Consider the following 21,344-nt stretch of genomic DNA (forward strand, 5'->3'; position numbering starts at 1 on the left):
TCGATAACTTTCATTTCCGTTCAAATAACGTAGAACGATTTGTATTTTTTCATCAGCTGTAAATTTAGCCATAGAAAAACTGCACCCCCAATTGTTAGACTGTGTCTAACAATTGGGGTGCAGTTCATAACTGCTCTTTTTTATTTTGGTTTCTTGCATTTCTATATAAATTTTTTAATCCTATTCGTACTATTTTTGCAACTTAAAATATCACTAATACGTAAACCTGTATTGTATAACAATTTTACTACATTGTTTGGGACAAATTTTAATTTAAACCATATATTATCTATATTTATTAAACCTTTTCTGTTTTTGGAAATGAGATACCAAAAACTGTTTTATTCCATGGACTACTTTCAACCCATATCCTGCCCTGGTTTTTTTCTACTAAGGATTTAGCAATAGCAAGCCCTAATCCGCTACCTCCATTAATAGAATTTCTTGATTGGTCACCACGATACATTCGTTCAAATACATGATCTAAATCATGTTCCGCGATTCCCTGTCCTTTATCCCAAACAAGCAATTGGAATTCTTGATTTGATTCCATGAGTTCTATCCCAAGTACTTTTCCTTCTTTCCCATATAAAATAGCATTTTTTATTAGGTTATCTATAATTCTTATAATACTTAGATAATCAGCCGTGATAAAACATTTTGTTTTTGGCAAACTAAGCTTTAACTCCAAATTATTCTTCTTGATTTCAGGCAAATACTCAATTAATACTTCTCTGGTAATTTCAGTTAATTCTAGAGATTCAGGATTTATTAAAACTTCATCTGCATCTAGCTTTGCCATATTAAATATTTCATTGATTAATTGCTTTAAGTTGCTGGATTTTTTTGAAATAATTTCAAGATACTCTTTTTTCTCTTCTCGAGAAACAGCTATATCATCTTTTAAAGCATCAATATATCCTATAATAGATGTAAGAGGAGTTCTGATATCATGAGAAATACTTGATAAGAGCCTTTTTCTAGCATTTTGAGCTTTAATGGATTCGATTTGAACTCTCTCTAACTGTTCAATTAATTCATTCACAGAAAATATCATTTTATTAAATACATTATCTTCATTTACAATTAACCTTGTTGTTAAATTCCCTTTAATTACACGTTGTAACTCCTCAATCATTATTTTCAAACGATTAACGAAGTGGAACCTTATAAGTAAGAGAAAAGTCGTAAAGAAAAATAGTACTATGTACAAAACAAGTTTATTTATTCCTAATAGCTGATTATTTAAATCTGTAAAAAAAAGTCCTATAATACATAATAATTGAAGAATATTAAGTAAGATAATTTTATCGCTATACATTTTGGTCACCTACAAACTTATATCCGATTCCCCAAACTGTTTGTATTAATTGAGGATTAGAGGGATCCACTTCTATTTTTTTTCTAAGTTTTCGAATATGGACCATGACAGTATTATCATCTTCTAAATAGTTGTCCCCCCAAACATTACGGAACAACTGAGATTTTGTAAACACTTGCTCCGGATTTAAAGCAAAAAACCTTAGTAGTTCCATCTCTTTTGCAGTTAAAGGAATCTCTTTCCCCTCTTTGAAAACAGTATATTTTTTCATATCAATTGAGATTTCTTTAAACTCTATACGTGTTTGTTCTCTATCCCCTGCTTCACTTCCTAAAACTAAAAATCTCCTCATAAGAGCTTTAACTCTAGCTACTACCTCATTTATACTAAAAGGTTTTGTAATATAATCATCTGCGCCCATACTTAAACCTAATATCTTATCAGTTTCATGATTTTTAGCAGTGAGCATTAGAATAGGAACATTCGTTTTTTCTCTTAATTTTCTGCAGACCTCAATCCCATCAATTTTTGGCATCATAAGATCTAATATAAACAGATCATATTTGTTTTTATTAAATAACGAAAGAGCGTGCTCGCCATCTATAGCAACATCAACCTTATATAATTCTCGCTCCATATATTTTTTTAATAAATCTCTAATTTCTTTTTCATCATCCGCTATAAGAATTCTAATTTCTCGCAAAATAACACCTGCTTTCATAATTTCTATTATACATGTCCAAAATTATTGCGCTTATTCTCTTTAATTTACAAGTCATTAAAATAAGAAAATTGGCATTTCTTTAAAGAAATGCCAATTCTCAAAAATTAAACTGTTTCAAACGCCAATATGTCGTTTATTATATTAGCATTCTTTTTAAGAATATCTAGCTTTGAATTTGATAACATTTCCATATGAGTTCCGTACCCTTGAATTATCCTGAAATTCTTCGTAGTAGCATTCTCCCACAGTAAATTATTTTCATCTTCTTTTTCTTTTACTGATTTTATATAACTTATATTTCCATCAATACTACCATTTGTTGTTGTACTCTGTACATACATATAAGACTTCATAATTAATTCTATCAAATAATCACTAGCTAATTTCTCTAAATCTTTATATTTTTTCAGATTGAATTTTTCATGAAGCTCTCTCTTACACTCTTCCTCTGTATAAAGATTCTGTTCTACAATCGTACGGTATTTTGAATCAATAAGAATAAGATTTTCTACTTCTAAACCTTGTCTATTCAATTCTTTTGCCACATCGAAGGCAAGAATTCCACCAGCTGAATATCCCACTAATGTGTACGGTCCTTCTGATTGAATATCTTTTATTATTTTAACATATTGTGCAATTCTATTTTCAGATTTAATAAAATTAAAACTGTAAACCGAATATGACTCAATATGCTTTGCTAGCCCCATATATGCTATTCCTATTGAAGCAGCAGGTGGGAAACAAAATAGTTTTTTATTGGTGCTTGTTGAGCTACTAAGTTGAATACAATCCTCTGTATAATCCTTTAACATTTCTTTTGCGCCTTCTAAGAACGCTGAAAAACTTCGGACTGTAGGTTTATCAAATACATCTTTAAACGGTACTCTAAAGTTTAACTCTGCAACTATCCTTGAAACAAATGTCATAACGTTTAAAGAGTTCGCTCCGATATCAAATAAATTAGTATTCATACCTATTTTTTTGATATTTAAAATTTCTTCCCATATTCTAACAATTTTTTCTTCTAAATCATTTCTTGGTGGTTCGTATTCTAATTCATATTTGACATTTCCATCTGGTGCTGGTAATGAATTTATATCTATTTTACCATTTGTTGTCAACGGTAATTCCTTAAGCTGTGTAAAAAATGCCGGTATCATATAATTTGGAAGTTCTTTTGATAAATATCTTCGCATCTCTGTAACAGTAATTGCTTTTTCTTTATTCTCTAAAACAACATATGCACAAAGATACTGACTATTCTCACCGTCTATTCTTGCAACAACTTTTGTTTCTTTTATATTATCTAATTTTAGAATTTGATTCTCTATTTCTCCTAATTCAATTCTATAACCACGAATTTTTACTTGATGGTCAGTTCTCCCTATAAATTCGATATTTCCACTAGGCAACCATCTTGCAAGATCCCCTGTTCGATACATCTTTGCTCCAGGTACATATGGATTTGATATAAATTTTTCTGCTGTCAATTCAGGTCTATTTAAATAACCTGTAGCAACACCATCTCCACTTATATAAAGTTCTCCTTCTATTCCTACTGGTAATATATTTTGATTATCATCCAATATATAAATTTGAACATTATCAATTGGCTTCCCAATAGGTACCGATATGTGTTTATCGTCATTAAGGCTATATTTATAAATCATACAGCCAATTGTTGTTTCTGTTGGACCATACTCATTATAGATTTCAACATTATGATTGAAACTTTTTGAAATCTCTCTTGCTAACTCAGTCTTTAAATCTTCTCCACCCACTATTAATCGTTTTATACTTGAATTGCTGTTATCAATATCTCTTATCAATCTTAAATGGGATGGTGTCAATTTTACTATACCTACTCTATTATCCTTAAAGATTTTTCTTATAATTGGTTCATCCCCATCATTATTGTAAATAACTATTTTATTTCCAGAAATTAATGGTGTGAATAATGATGTAATTGTAAGGTCAAATGAGAAAGATGAATATAAGGCAAAATCTAAGGCCTCTCCTTTGACATATTCCTTATTTGCCCATGTTATATAATTGACTAGGCCTCGTTGCTTAAGCATAGTTCCCTTTGGCATACCTGTAGAACCCGAAGTATAAATCATATAAGCTAGATTGTTAGTATTACTTGTTACTTTTATATTTTCAGTAGAATAATGATTATACTCTTCATCTAAAAATACTATTTCTTTGCTTAACCTCACTGCATCTTTACCTTTTGTAAGTATTATATTTGTTCCACTATCTTCTACTATATACTTAATTCGTTCTTCAGGATATTCAGGATCTATTGGTAAATATGCTGCTCCAGATTTTAAAATCCCCATAATTCCTATAATCATCTCTAGAGAACGTTCAAGCATGATACCTACAACTGTGTCTGGTTGAACTCCTTTATTCTGGAGTATCCTAGCTATTTGGTTAGATTTTTCATTAAGTTCTTTATAAGTAAGTTGCTGCTTATCAAATACCACAGCTACCTTATTTGGAGTCCGTTCTACCTGTTCTTCAAATAAGCGATGAATTGTTTTTTCTTTTGGATACTCTGCCTTTGTTTCATTAAACTCATTCAAGAAATAATGCTTTTCTTCTTTTGAAAGGATTTCTAATTGATTCACATTTTTATGTTCATCCTGCACAACTTGGTCCGTAACATTTTTCAGATGATTTGCTATGTTCTGGATGAGTTTTTCTGAATAGAGATTTCCATCATATGATATTTTGAGAACAAGCTGTTCACCTGGAACGACAACTATTGTAAATCCATAGTTGGTTTGTTCAATCCCTTTAATATCCTTAAACACGAAACTACTCTTACTTTCTTCTTCCTGAAGTAAACGTTCATCAAGTGCATAATTCTCAAAAATCATTACATGATCAATTAAATCCCTTTTTAAATCACTAAGAGACTGTATATCTGAAAGATTCATATAGTTGTATGCTTGGCTTTCTATTGCTTGTTGCTGTACCTCTTTTAAAATATTTTTAAAGCTCTTCTGTTCTTTTATATTAATTCTCGTTGGAATTGCATTAATGAATAATCCAACCATTTTTTCAATTCCAGCTACTTTGGCATCTCTACCAGAAACGACAGAACCGAATACAACATCGTCTGTATGATTATACTTGGCTAAAATAATCCCCCATAAAGTTTGTAGCACAGTGTTTAACGTAACATTATTTTGATTAGCCAATTCAGTCATTTTTTTCGTAAGTTCCCTTGAAAATTCAATGAGCGTCTCTTGTCCATGGTACTCTCTTGTACTATCAATTTTGAACGATGGAACTTTCGCGGGTTTTTGATATCCTGCTAAATATTGTTTCCAATATTGAATTCCCTCTTCTTTTTCCTGTTCTCCTAACCATCTAATATAATCACTATATGGTCTTGGCTCTTCTAAATTAGGATACTGTCCTACTTGTTTGTTTCCATAGATATGGAACAATTCTCCCAAAATAATACCTCTGCCCCATCCATCGAACAAGATGTGATGATTACTCCATATAATTGTATAAGCCTTATCATCAGTTTGAATAAGTTCCAGTCTAATTAAGACATCTTTACTAAAATCAAAACCTTTTTCTCGATCTTGTTCAATGTAGGTTGTTATACTTTCTTTTTGCTGATCTATTCCTTGCTGTCTAATATCTCGGTATCTAAAGCCAATCTTTCGACCTTTTATAATTACATTTTTTGGTTGTTCTGTAATTTCATATTCAATTGCTGTCCGAAGGATTTCATGTCTTTTCATAATATCGTTCAAGCTTTCCTCGAATAAGTTGACATCAATAAACCCTTTGACATCAATGACAAGTTGTTCAAAGTATGCACCTGATTGTGGATCTTCTAATGCATGGAATAGCATACCCTGTTGCATATTAGCTAATGGATAAATCTTTTCTATTTCTCCCCACCTATTTTTCGCCTTGATTTCCTCTAGTTGTTCGAAGCTTAATTCTTTGTCTCCATAGTCAAATGGTGTTTTTTCAGCCTGTTCCTTAGAAATGCAATGATGGATTACATCAAGAAGAGCAGCCTTGAAAGCTTCTGTAAACTCCACTACGACATCCTCTGCATATACTTTTGTATTATAAGTCGTATCAATAGTGAGCTTTCCATCTAAGACAATAGCATTCATTTCTATAGGTGTTTCTCTTGTATGTTTACCTCCAATCGACTCTCCTGCCGATATCCAAGAAGAAGAAAAAATTGTATTATTGAGATCTGCATCCATTTGACCTAAGTAATTAAACAAAATAGGTGGCTGTTCAATATTCCATAAATCTGGATCTCCACTCAATTGTTTTAAAACCCCATAGCCTATTCCCTTATTCGGAATTCTTCTAAGAGACTCTTTCACTGTTTTAATAGTCATTGAAAGGTCCTTTTCATCTCCTAAATTGATGTATACAGGATATTTGGTTGTAAACCATCCAACTGTTCGGCTAATATCTACATTTTTTATAATCCGTTCTCTACCATGGCCCTCTAGACTAATCCTAATTTTATTTTCACCAGTTACTCTCCTTGTAGCTATTAAAAGAGCACTAATCAGTAAATCATTGATTTCAGTATGATATGCTTGATTTGTTTCTCTTAACAATCGGCTTGTTTCCTCTATTCCGAGAGCGGTACTAAAAGTATCACTATCCTCATATCGGAATAGTCCAACTTCCTCTTTTTTCTCTAAAAAGTTAACATTATCCTTTAATGTGTTCACCCAATATTGCTTTTCTCTAAGGATTTTTGCACTCTTAGCATACTCGTTGAGCTGAGTAGCATACTCTTTATAAGAAGTCGTTTTTGGATAAAACGCTATTGGCTCGCCTTTCATTAGCTGGCTGTATCCAAGTGCAAAATCTTCAAATAGGATTCTCCAAGAGATTCCATCCACCACAAGGTGATGAATAATAAGTAACAGATGGTCTCCAACATTCGTCTTAAACTGTGCTACATTTACAAGAGGTCCTTCTTGTATATCAATTTTCTTCTGTAATATTGTCGCAAGTTCTTGAATTTTCACATCTGGATTATCTTCTCTCGAAACGTCATAAACATTAAAACCAAATTGATTTTTTTCCACTTCTCGATTGAATTGAAGTACTTCATTATTCTCCTCTTTATAAATCATTCGTAATGCGTCATGATGTACAAAAATTGCTTCCATAACTTCTTTTATCATTTCCTCACGGAATCCATCTTTCCTATACAACATAACTGCATGATTATAATGATTTACTTCTTCTTTTCCATTCATAAAATACGCTTTTTGAATTGGAGTGAGCAACACATCTCCTGTTTCAATTTCATAAGAGCCTTCTTGTATTGTCTCAATATTGACATAGTTGCTTAAAAACTTGATTTCCGGATAGGTAAATAGATCTTTCATCTCTAACGTGATACCTTCTCGTGATAAACGTGAGATAATTTGTAAAGCTTTAATAGAATCTCCACCCGAAGCAAAAAAGTTATGGCTAATCCCAATTGGCTTGACTCCTAATATATCTTCCCATACCTTCACAAGTTTTTCTTCTACCTGATTTCTTGGTTTTTCATAATCTACTCCCTTACTCACATCTGGCTCTGGTAAGGCTTTTTCGTCTACTTTTCCATTTGCCGTAAGTGGAATACGCTCCATCTGAACAAAATAAGATGGAATCATGTATTCAGGGATTTCTACTTTTAAGTACGCTCTTAATTCTTCAAATGATAGGTCCCTCTGGGACGTAATATATGCACATAGATATCTTCTTCCGTCCTGACCTTCTCGATCAATCACGAATGCTTCTTTAATTTGTTCGTGTTTAACTAAATGACGCTTAATCTCTTCTGTTTCAATTCGATAACCTCTTATTTTCACTTGACCGTCAATCCTACCTGCAAGCTCAATTCTACCATCTGATAGTCTTCGAGCAAGATCCCCTGTCCGATACATTTTTTTATTTGGTTCAAACGGATTTTGAACAAATTTTTCTTCTGTCAAATCTGCTCTGTTTAAATATCCACTTGCTACGCCATCTCCTGATAAGCATAATTCACCATAAATACCTTCTGGGACAAGTTTCATTTGTTGATCCACTACGTAAGCCTTCATATTCTGAATTGGTCTTCCAATCACAGGGCATTCTTTGAAAGCTGCCATTGTATCATATTCAATAACTTGATATACCGAACCAATTGTCGCCTCTGTAGGTCCATAGTGATTCATTACCGCATGATTTGGGTAATGTGTATAGAATGTTTCAACATCTATTGGATTGATTTTCTCTCCACCTAACACGACTAATCTCAAAGTTTTACAGCTCTGATTATTTAAGAAACTCGGATCATTCACCAAGACGTTAAAGAGAGACGGTGTTAATTTCAAATAAGAAATCCCTTGTTCTTCTATATAATGTAATGCTTTCTGAGCATTAGTATATACTTCTTTTGTAACGAGATGCAGTTCACATCCATTTAAAAGTGATGAATATAGACTTGTATAGCCCAAGTCAAATGCATAGGAAGATACTAACATTGCCTTATCTGTTTCTTTTAGATTCGCTTCCTTTGTAAACCAAGTCATGTAGTTTACAACGTTGTTGTGCTGAACGCATACGCCTTTAGGTGTACCAGTCGAACCTGATGTATAGATGATATACGCATTATGATTCCATTTATAATTGACTAATAAATTTGATGTATCCCTCTCTTTTATAGAATCATCTTCCATGGAGATTACTTCTCCATTAAATTGGAGAGTTTCTTTCCTTTCTCCTTTTACTATCAATAGGCTAGCATTACTGTCCTTTAAAATGACATTCGTTCTTTTATCCAGTTGTTCAGGATCTATTGGTAAGTAAGTCGCTCCTGCTTTTAATACGGCCATAATTCCAATAATCATTTCAAGAGATTCTTCCACTAACATACCTACTGTTATCCCTGGCTTTGCTCCTTTTTCTTGAAGCAACCTTGCCATTTGATTCGCTCTTTCATTCAGTTCCACATACGTAAGTTTCTGATTTTTAAATACCACGGCTACATGGTGAGGCGTTCGTTTCACCTGTTCCTCAAATAATTGTGAAATTGTTTTATCTTTCGGATAATCAGCTTTTGTATCTTTATTATCCTGTAATAGCATCTGCACTTCTTCTTCTGAAAGCAACATAATATCCTGAATGCTTTGTTCTGGCTTCTCAATAATTTCTTTAAAAACCTGGATTAAATGTTTAGCTAATCTTTCTACAGTTTCCTTCTTAAATAATTTAGTTCTGTAATTTAATACACATTTGATACTACGCTCTTCTTCAACAGCGGTAAGTGTTAAATCAAATTTAGAAACATGCGCCTTCATTTGATATGGTGAGAAAGTTAAACCTTGTATTTCAAAATCATCATAGTCAAAGTTTTGTAAGACGAGCATTGTATCAAACAAAGCACTTCTGCTCATATCTCTCTTTAAATCTAATTTTTCAACTAATTCATCAAATGGATAATCCTGATTTTCATAGGCTTTTAAAGCATTCTCTTTAACTTCTTTTAAATAATCTTGGAATGAAACGTCTCGTTTTGGATAATTTCTCATTGCAAGAGTATTAACAAAAATACCCATAATCTGTTTCAAATCATCATGAGGTCTTCCTGCGATTGGAGATCCCACTACGATTTCCTCTTGCCCCGTATATTTTGAAAGCAGTGTTGTGTATCCCGCTAACAGAAGCATATACAGCGTCACACCATGTTCCTTCGCCATCTTCTTAAGATTAACATATATGTCACTATCGATTTCAAAATGTACAAGGTCACCTTCTGTACTTTGAATTGGCGGTCTTTTATAATCTGTCGGCATATTTAGTACTGGTACTTCTTCTTTAAATACATGCATCCAATACTCTTCTTGTTTTTTCATTTCTTCTTGAGCAAACAATTCTCTTTGCCATACAGAATAATCTTTATATTGAATGCTTAATGGAGATAATTCTTTCCCGTTGTATAACTCAGCTAATTCCTGTGTAAAGATCCCCATTGATACACCATCTGATATAATATGGTGCATATCTAATACAATCACGTGCTCATCATCTGTAACATGTATGATTTCAACCCGTAAAAGAGGAGCCTTCTCCAAATCAAACGGTTTAACAAATCCATTGATCATATCATCTAGCTTATTGGTACCCATTTCTCTATACGTCACTTGGAAATCTATGTCTTTTTCAATCTTTTGAACTGGTTCACCATCTACCATTACAAAAGAAGTTCTTAAAGCTTCATGTCTTTCGATTAATTTATGGAAAGCCTTCTCAAGTTGCTGAACATCCAAATCACCTTTTATCTTCATGGCGAACGGTATATTGTAAGATACTCCGCTACCCTCTATTTTGTTTAAAATATAGAGTCTTTTTTGTGCAGATGAAAGTGGATAATAATCTTGTTCTTCTACTTTTTTGATCGATGCATATACACTTTCTTTTGTAGAGTCAATAAATTCTCCAATCCCTTTTATAGTAGGTGTTTGGAAGATTTGTCGTAAAGGTATCTCCACCATAAGTTCCTTATGGATTTTAGAAACCATCGTAGTTGCTTTAAGAGAATGACCTCCTATTTCAAAAAAGTGCTGGTTGATACCGATTTTTTCCACTCCTAAAATTTCCTGCCAAATGGATACAAGTCTTTCTTCGACTTCATTCCTTGGTGCCTCATACTCTACTCCCACAACTGCACTTTCATCAGGTTCTGGTAAGGCCTTTCGGTCCACTTTTCCATTTGCTGTAAGTGGTAGTTTATCCAACTGAACGAAAAACGCAGGAATCATATACTCTGGAAGCTCTTGCGCCAAAACCTTCCGAATTTCTTGTAATATGGATTCTTTCTTACGTGTTTCAGACGTAAAATAAGCACATAAATATGGTTGACCATTATTATCCTCTCTTGCGATGACAACGGCTTCTTTAATCTCTTTCTGTTTCAAAAGTTGATTCTCTACCTCACCTAGTTCAATCCTGAAACCTCGAATTTTCACTTGATGGTCAATTCTACCTAAAAATTCGATATTCCCATTAGGCAATAACCTTGCAAGATCTCCTGTCCGGTACATCCTTTCCCCTGGAATGAATGGATTTGGAACAAACTTCTCCGCTGTGAGCTCTGGTCTGTTTAAATAACCACGTGCCAAACCTTCCCCACTTACACAAAGTTCACCTGCAACTCCTAATGGCAATAAATTATTTTCCATATCAAGGATATAAACCCTGTTATTACTTATTGGTTTACCAATAAGTACCTTCTGATCTTCCTGTTTTAATTCACATATTGTAGAACAAACACTATTTTCTGTTGGACCATATTCATTAAACAATTTTACGTGAGGCATTTTCTGAAAATGTTTTGTAATTAGATTTTCATTAAAACCTTCACCTGCAATTGTCACAAATCTCAAATCTACTAAAGGCTTATCAATAGTGTTTAATAGATTATTATAATAGCTTGGAACAGCTAACAAATTAGTTACTTTATTATTTTGAATAATATTTATAAATTTACTGAAATTCATTCTTATATCTTCTATTAAAATTAATTTACCTCCAGAAAGCAAAGTAGTAAAAATATCTTCAACAGAGCTGTCAAAAGAGAAAGAAGGCATCTGTAACGTAATATCACTTTCACTATATTGATATGATTCTATTCTCCAACATAACGTATTGAGAATAGATTTATGATTCACCATAACACCCTTTGGTTTTCCTGTTGAACCTGAAGTGTATATTATATAAGCCATGTCAGAGGACTTATTTAGACTAGGCAAGTTTTCTGTAAATCTATCCTTAATCTTTTGTACATTTATATCAATACAAGTTAAATCATAATCTACATGTTTATTTTCTTGTTTTAACAATATTTCTATACCACTGTCTTCTAACATATATCTTCTTCTATCCTCTGGATACTCAGGATCAATTGGAAGGTATGCTCCCCCGGCTTTTAATATTGCCATCATACCAACTATCATTTCAATCGAACGTTCAACCATAATACCAACCACAGTATTAGATTTCACACCTTTTTCTCTTAGCAGAGTAGCGACTTGATTAGATTTTTCGTTAAGTTCCCAATAAGTCAATTGTTGATTTTCAAACACAACTGCAATATTTTCAGGTGTCCTTTCTACCTGTTCTTGGAACAATTGATGTATCGTCTTCTCTTTTGGATAATCTACTTTTGTATCATTAAATTCATACAATAAAGTTGTTCTTTCTTCTTCTGAAATTATGTCTATTTCATTTATTTTCTTATTCTCATCTGCAATCACTTGTTCAGTTACTTTTTTAATGTGCATTTCGATATTATCTATTATTTTGTCATCATAAATATTGCCATCATAAGTTAAAACTAAATTTAACTTCTCACCTGGAGTTGCAGCAATACTAAAACTATAATTGCTCTGCTCTTCTGCATGTATATCTTCTACCTCGAAACCTATATCCATTTTTTCATTTCCGGCAATACGTTTATCAACAGCATAGTTCTCAAACACAATTATATGATCAATAAGATCATTCTTTAATTTACTCATTGCTTGAACTTCAGCTAAATTCATATAGTTATAATTATTGCTAGCTATAGCTTCACTCTGTACAACCGTTAAAACCTCTTTAAACTTCTGATTCTTTCCAAGGTTTATTCTAGTTGGAATGGCATTAATAAATAAACCAATCATCTTTTCAATTCCGTCTACTGGTGCTTCCCTTCCCGATACAATAGTTCCAAATACTACTTCGTCTGTATTATTATACTTCGCCAAAATAATACCCCAAATACTCTGGAATACTGTATTAAAGGTTACGCTATTCCTATTAGCAAGCTGTGTAATCTTATTTGTTAGTTCGTTCGAAAATTCAATTACTTTTTCTCTTCTTAAATACTCACTATTATTCTTAGTAATCTGTAATTTTGGTATTTGCGCTTTCTCTTCATAACCATCTAAATATTGCTCCCAATAACTTTTACCTTCTTCTTTATCTTGCTCTTCCAGCCATTTTATATAATCGCTATAAGGTTTCGTTTCTTCTAACTCATATTCTTCACCATTTATTAATTTTCCATATACAGTGAATAACTCACCTAATACGATTCCAAGACACCAACCGTCCAATAAAATATGGTGATGACTCCATACCAATTTATATAAGTTTTCATCTGTTCTAATCAAACATACTCTCATTAAAGTATCTTTACTTAAGTTAAATCCCTTTTCTGTATCTTCTTCTCTATAATTTTTTATGAATAACTCTTTTTCTATAGTTCCTCTTTCACTTATATCGCAATATTGAAAACCTATTTCTCTATCCGCTATTATTATTTGTCTAGGCTCCTCAACTATTTCATATTCAAATGATGCTCTTAGTATTTCGTATCTTTGCATGATTTTATTAAAACTTGTTTTTAATATCTCTACATCAACGTATCCTGTTATATCCATGACAGTTTGTTCAAAATATGCTTTTGAATTTTTGTTTTCCAAAGCATGGAACAGCATTCCTTTTTGCATATTTGCTAACGGGTAAATCTTTTCAATTTCGAAATCTTTATACTTTTCTTTAATATCCTTAAGTTCACTTAGAGTTAATTTAGTATCCCCATAGTCATAAGGCGTTTTTTCCACCTCTATTTGACTAACACAATGATCAATTATAGTTTCAAGACTTTCTTTAAACTTATCATTTAATTTCCTGATTGTTAGTTCATCAAACTCTAGCTCATTAAAGGTAGTATTTATAACCAATTCATTATTAATAATTATCGAATTAATTTCTATCGAATTATTTCTTGAAATCTTTCCTCCAATTGTTTCCCCATAAGAAAATTTTGATTCAGAAAATTCATTTCTGTTAACATCATTATCCATTTCACCTAAATAGTTAAATGAAATTGGTGCTTTTTGTTCATTTAATAGATACTTCTCTTTTGATAAATATTTTAGTATACCAAATCCGATTCCCTTGTTAGGAATTTTCCTTAAAGTTTCTTTTACCATTTTTATATTAGTAGCAAGATCGGTCTCATTGCCTAAATCTATAAGTACTGGATACATAGTTGTAAACCAACCTACAGTCCTACTAATATCTACATTTTCTAAGATATCTTCTCTTCCATGTCCCTCCATATTTATTTTTATACAATTTTCACTTGTTATCTCTCTAGCACCTAATAATAAGGAAGTTAACAATATATCATTTATTTCTGTATTGTATGCCCTATTGGATTTTCTTAATAAACTTATAGTCTTTTCCTTATTTAAAGAAATACTAACTGTTTTACTATTTTCGAATGTGTCACTTTTGAGCTCTTTTTTTCTAGGTATAAATGCAACCTCAGTATTTGCTATCTCTTGCCAATACTCTTTTTCCTTTAATAATTTATTGCTACTAGCATACTCCCTCAGCTTAGAGGAAAATTCTTTAAAGGATTCAGTCTTGAATCCAACGTCTAACTTCTCACCTCTTAAATCCTGAGAATATAGAGTTTCAAAATCTTCTAATATTATTCTCCATGATACTCCATCTACTACAAGATGATGAATGGTAATAAGCAGATGATCACCTTGATTCGTTTTAAATAAACAAAGATTAACGAGTTTACCATTTTTGATGGAAGATTTCTTTTGGATATTTGTCGCTAATTCATATATTTTCTCTTCCTTATTCTCTACTCCCTCAACATCATGAACGTATAAATCAAAGAGGTTATCCTTATAGCCTCTATTATACTGAATGATCTCTCCATCATTTTCTCTATAAATCATTCTAAGGGCATCATGCTGCTCTAATATCTTATTAAAGACTCTCTCTATTCTCTTTTGATCAAATCCATCTTCCCTAAACAGCATAAATGATTGATTAAAATGATCTAGTTCTTCTTTATTTTTCTCAAAATACCATTTTTGAATTGGAGATAATATTACTTCTCCTGTAACTATTTCATAAGGTTTTAACCGTTTGTTTTGCTTTTTTACATACTTACTAAGATCTTTAATTTTAGGGTTTGCAAATAGATCTTTCACTTCTAACTTAAGATTTATTCTAGACAACCTGGACACAATTTGCAGAGCCTTAATAGAATCTCCACCTGATACAAAGAAATGATGATTTATCCCTATATCCTCTATGCCTAGGATATCCCTCCAAATCTCAACAAGATGTGTTTCAACTTCATTTCTTGGCGCCTCATATTCTACCCCTGATTGACTACTTCTATCTGGCTCTGGAAGTGCTTTTCGATCCACTTTATCGTTTGATGTAAGTGGTAACTGGTCAAGTTGAACAAAATAAGAGGGAATCATGTAATCAGGAAGTTCCTTTTCTAAAAATTCTCTTATCTTGGCTGAAGATATTGCTTTTTCAGACACAATATAAGCACTTATATACGTATGATTTTTCTTATCCTCTTTTGCTACTACTACGACCTCTTTTATATCTTGATGTTTTAACAACTGGCTCTCTATTTCACCAAGTTCTATTCTATACCCACGTATTTTTACTTGATGGTCAATTCTTCCTATGAATTCAACATTTCCATCAGGCATCCATCTTACAAGATCACCTGTACGATACATTTTTTCTCCACTGACGAAAGGATTTCCCACAAATTTCTCGGCAGTTAAGGCTGGATTATTTAAATAACCTCTTGCCAATCCAACTCCAGATATACATAACTCTCCTGTTACTCCAATTGGACAAAGCTGATTATACTTATTTATTATATAAACTTTAGTATTATACACCGGTTTTCCAATTGGAATATTATCATCATTGTTATTCATTAAGAAACTTGTAGTTACTACTGTATTTTCGGTTGGACCGTAGGCATTTACAAGTTGATAGCGAGTATTCTTATTTAAAATTAACTTTTCGCCACCGGATACTAACATTCTTAAAGAATGATTATCTTGTAATATAAATTGTTCACTTACCTTAGATGGGAATGTTGCAACTGTTATGTCTTTACTATTCATATATTCATTTAATTTATCTAGATCAAGCCTCATATCTTTGCCTAAAACGTGCAAAGTAGCTCCGGTGATTAAACAAGGGAAAATTTCTCCAATAGATGCATCAAATGAGACTTTCAAATAGTTTGTAATTCGATCTCTTTCTGTTATTTTATGAAAATCTACATACCAATTACATAAATTGACTAAGGAATGATGTTCCACTAACACCCCTTTTGGTAAACCCGTGGAACCAGACGTATAAATGACATAGGCTAAATCATTTCTATTATTACGCCTTTCCATATTAATTTGCTCTTGATTTTTTATTGTTTCATCATTAATTGAGATTTTAGTTATACATTCATTATTGATAAAATGAAGTTTATCGTATAAATGAGTCTGCGTTAATACGAATTTTGCGTTACTATCTTCTACCATATATTTAATTCGCTCTTCAGGATATTCAGGGTCTATTGGTAAATACGCTGCCCCTGATTTTAATATACCCATGATACCGACAATCATATCTAAAGAACGTTCCACCATAATTCCTACAATCATTTCTGGATGAACACCCTTATCATAAAGTACTCTAGCTACTTGATTGGATTTTTCATTGAGCTCCTTATAAGTAACTTGTTGCCCCTCAAATTCTACGGCAACCTTGTTTGGAGTTCTCTCTACCTGCTCCTCAAATAATTGATAAATGGTTTTATTCTTTGGATAATCCATATAAGTTTCATTAAATTCATTCAAAAGAATGTGCTTTTCTTCTCCCGAAAGCATATCTATTTGACCTAAACAAACTTCCTGATTATTAGTAATTTCTCTTAAAATACTAACAAAGTGCTCTGATATTTTAGCTATTGTCTCTTTCTTAAACAATTTTGTACAATATTCTAAATCAAATTTTATGATGTTATTAGTTTCTACTGCTGATAATGTTAAATCAAAATTTGCTATATTAAGTTCACTATCATATGTTTCAAAACTTAACCCTTTAATCTCTTCATTAGAGGTATCTAAGTTTTGTAGCACAAACATCGTATCAAATAATGCACTTCTACTCATATCTCTTTGTAAGTCCAGCTTTTCAACCAGTTCATCCAAAGGATAATCTTGATTTTCATAAGCCTTTAATGCATTTTCTTTTACTTCTCTTAAATAATTACGAAATGTTTTATCTTCATTTGGATAATTTCTCATCGCAAGGGTATTCACAAACATTCCGACAATATTTTTAAAATCATGATGGCTTCTTCCTGCAATTGGAGATCCTACCACAATATCATCTTGACCCGTATATCTTGAAAGTAAAGTTGTATATCCAGCTAACAGAAGCATATACATGGTAACCCCATTTTCTTTTGCAATTCTATTAAGGTTCTTTGTCAACTCACTATCTATTTCAAAACTTCTTCGAGCCCCTTCAACACTTTGTGTCGGCGGCCTTTTATAATCTGTTGGCATATTTAAAATAGGTACTTCTTCTTTAAAAACATTTATCCAATATTCTTCTTGCTTCTTCATTTCCTCTTGAGTAAACAAGTCTTTTTGCCATACTGCATAATCTTTATACTGTAGGTCCAATGGGGATAACTCTTTCCCTTCATACAGTTTACAGAGCTCTCTATTTAAAATGTTCATTGAAACTCCATCTGAAATGATATGGTGCATATCTAGGACCATCACGTGCTCATCATCTGTGACATGTATAATTTCAACCCGTAAAAGAGGACCTTTCTCCAAATCAAACGGTTTAACAAATCCATTAATCATATCATCTAGCTTATTGGTACCTATTTCTCTATACGTCACTTGGAAATCTATCTCTTTTTCAATCTTTTGAACTGGTTCACCATCTACCATTACGAAAGAAGTTCTTAAGGCCTCATGTCTTTCGATTAGTTTATAGAATGCATTCTCAAGCTGATGAACATCCAAATCACCTTTTATTTTCATAGCGAAAGGCATATTATAAGATACTCCGCTACCCTCTATTTTGTTTAAAATGTAGAGTCTTCTTTGGGCAGATGAGAGCGGATAATAATCCTGTTCTTCTACTTTTTTGATCGATGCATATACACTTTCTTTCGTAGAGTCAATATATTCTCCAATTCCTTTTATAGTAGGTGTTTGGAAGATTTGTCGTAAAGGTAGCTCCACCATAAGTTCCTTATGGATTCTAGAAACCATCGTAGTCGCTTTCAGTGAATGGCCTCCAACTTCAAAAAAGTTGTGTTGAATTCCTATGTTTTCTATATCTAAAATATCTTGCCAAATGGATACAAGCTTTTCTTCGACTGTATTCCTTGGCGCCTCATACTCTACTACTCCTGCAACCGAACTTCCATCAGGACTTGGTAAAGCCTTTCGATCCACTTTCCCATTTGTAGTAAGTGGTAGCTTGTCTAGCTGAACAAAAAAAGCAGGAATCATATACTCTGGTAACTCTTTTGCCAAAAACTTTCGAATTTCTTGAACCCTAGTCTCGCCCTTCGATGTTTCGGAAGTAAAGTACGCACATAAATATTGATGATTATTACTATCTTCTCTTGCGATAACAACAGCTTCTTTTACTTCCTTATGTTTTAGAAGTTGACTCTCTATCTCACCCAGTTCAATCCTGAAACCACGAATTTTCACTTGATGGTCAATTCTTCCTAAAAACTCAATATTTCCATCAGGTAGCATTCTCACAAGGTCTCCTGTTCGATACATTCTCTCTCCTAGAATGAACGGATTTGGAACGAATTTCTGAACTGTTAATCTCTCGTTATTTAAATACCCTTTACTTAATCCGTCTCCAGAAATACATAGTTCTCCAGGCACACCAAGTGGAAGCAGGTTAGAATTTTTATCTACTACAAAAACCGAAGTATTTGCTAACGGTTTTCCTATTGGGATAACCTCAGTTACTTCATTAACAAAATAATAAGTAGCATATACCGTGCTTTCAGTTGGACCATAAACATGAATAATTTTATCTTTGCCCAATTTCTCAAGGGCTTTGTTCACATGTGAAACTGAAACTCTTTCACCACCGAATAATATTTTTCTTATTTTATCTAAACAATCTATTTCTAAATCTACAAGCGCATTAAATAAAGCTGTGGTAATAAACATAATACTTATTTGTTCTTCCTTTATTAACTTAGCTAGTTTAACAAGACTTAATACAGTGTCCTTCTCAACCATTATTAACTTTGCACCATTTAGAAGCGCACCATAAATATCAAATATAGACCCATCAAAAGCATAATTCGAAAGTTGTAGTATCGTATCATTCTCATTAATTTCAATATAATTTGTATTCTTAACTACTCTAATTGCACTATAATGCGGAATAACTACTCCTTTTGGTGTTCCTGTTGATCCTGAAGTATAAATGATATAAGCTGTATCACTTGAATGATTTATCAAATTCAAATTATCTGTACTTAGCCTTAAAAAATTCTCTTGATCTAAATTAATTAACTCCACATTCAAATTAAGTTGACTTATACATCTATCTTGAGTCAATAAAAATTTTACATTACTATCTTGTAACATGTAGTCAATTCTCTCTTTAGGAGTCTCAGGATCAATTGGTAAATAAGCCGCTCCGGATTTTAAAATCCCCATAATTCCTATAATCATTTCTAAAGAACGGTCGACCATGATTCCTACAATTGTGTTTGATTGAACACCTTTTTCTCGCAGTAGTCTAGCTATTTGATTTGATTTTTCATTTAATTCCCTATAAGTTAGGTTATTACTTTTAAAGCTAACTGCCACACGGTCAGGTGTCTTCTCAACCTGTTCCTCAAACAATTGATGTATCAACCTATCTCTAGGATATTCAACGGTTGTTTCATTAAATTTATAAAGAAGGATGTTTCTTTCCTCTTCTGAAATTAAATCTATATCGATCAATTTCTTAGCATCATTTTCGATAACTTGCTTCGTTACATTTTGAATATGACACTCTAGATTATTGATTAGTCTTTCTTCATATACATTTTCATCATATACAATTGTTAGTTTCAATTTCTCTCCTATTCCTACAGTAAGGCTTAGGCTATAATTACTTCTCTCTTCGTCGGTTACAGATACAACTTCGAACCCTAATCCACTTTCCTTTTCTTCCAATCCTTTTTCATCAATAGCATAATTTTCAAATACTAATATATGATCAATAAGATTACTTTTTAAGTTGCTAAGAGCTTGAACTTCGGCTAAATTAATATAATTATAATCATTACCCTCTATTACATCATGTTGAGTTGCTTTTAAAACTTCTTTAAATGATTTTTCACTTTGCAACTTTATTCTAGTTGGTATTGTATTTATAAATAAACCTAACATATTCTCTATACCTTCTACAGCTGCATCTCTGCCTGAGACAACTGTTCCAAAAACAACATCCTCACTATTGTTATACTTCGCTAGAATAAGCCCCCAAATACTCTGCATCACTGTATTTAAGGTGACGTTATTTTTATTTGCCAGTTGTGTAATCTTATCAGTTAACTCTTTTGAAAACTCTATCACTTTTTCTCTTCTCTGATACTTTCCAGCACTAGAGTTATTAAATTTAGGGAGGGTAGCAGTTAACTCATACCCCTCCAGATACTTACTCCAATACTTCAATCCTTCTTCATTATCCTGATTATTTAGCCAATTTATATAATCACTATAGGGTCTAGGATCTTCTAATTGATGCTCTTCACCTTTCATTTTATGTGAATAGATAGTAAATAACTCATCTAATATAATCCCAATACACCAACCATCAAGTAATATATGATGAAAGCTCCAAATTACTTTATATGAGTTATCATTTGTTTTGATCAAACAAATTCTCATAAGGGTTTCTTTTGTTAGGTCAAAGCCCTTCATCTTATCATCTACTATATATTTTTCCACATATAAATCTTTAGTGTATAAATCTAAATTACTTACATCATTGTAGCTAAACTTAATTTTTCTATCCCTTAATATTACATGTAATGGCTCGTCCAATTTATAATTAAATGATGCTCTTAACACTTCGTGCCGTTTCATAATCTCGTTGAAACTTTCCTCAAAAATAGTTTCATCTACATAACCTTTTATATCTAATATAATTTGTTCAAAATATGCATCTGAATTTTTATCTTCAATAGCATGAAACAGTATCCCCTTTTGCATATTTGACAATGGATAGATTTTCTCAACTTTATTAACTTTCATATATTTATCCCCCTAAATAGTTTCCGTCGGAAAAGGCACAAAAATTATAAATATGATTTGTACAATTAAGTAGTCGCTATGATTGTGTTTTGCCTCCAGG

At 32.3% G+C, this 21,344-nt stretch carries 3 protein-coding genes; all 3 read right to left on the minus strand.

All coding sequences use genetic code 11. The features are described 5' to 3' along the window. Positions 1-298: 298 nt before the first annotated feature. Positions 299-1,321 (minus strand): sensor histidine kinase, encoded by a 1,023-nt coding sequence (locus tag EBQ15_RS21145; protein WP_000286657.1) that lies wholly within the window; start codon positions 1,319-1,321, stop codon positions 299-301. Then, a complete protein-coding gene (locus EBQ15_RS21150; protein WP_001206988.1) occupies positions 1,314-2,024 on the minus strand; it encodes a response regulator transcription factor in 711 nt (236 codons plus the stop codon). The genes EBQ15_RS21145 and EBQ15_RS21150 overlap by 8 nt, the downstream gene beginning before the upstream one ends. A 125-nt stretch (positions 2,025-2,149) precedes the next feature. Further along, entirely contained in the window at positions 2,150-21,244 is a 19,095-nt protein-coding gene (locus EBQ15_RS21155) for a non-ribosomal peptide synthetase (RefSeq protein ID WP_033693015.1), read from the minus strand. Between the last annotated feature and the right edge of the window lie 100 nt (positions 21,245-21,344).

It is taken from the genome of Bacillus sp. 2D03, from assembly GCF_003946765.1.
In the GTDB taxonomy this organism is placed as follows: Bacteria; Bacillota; Bacilli; order Bacillales; family Bacillaceae_G; genus Bacillus_A; species Bacillus_A cereus.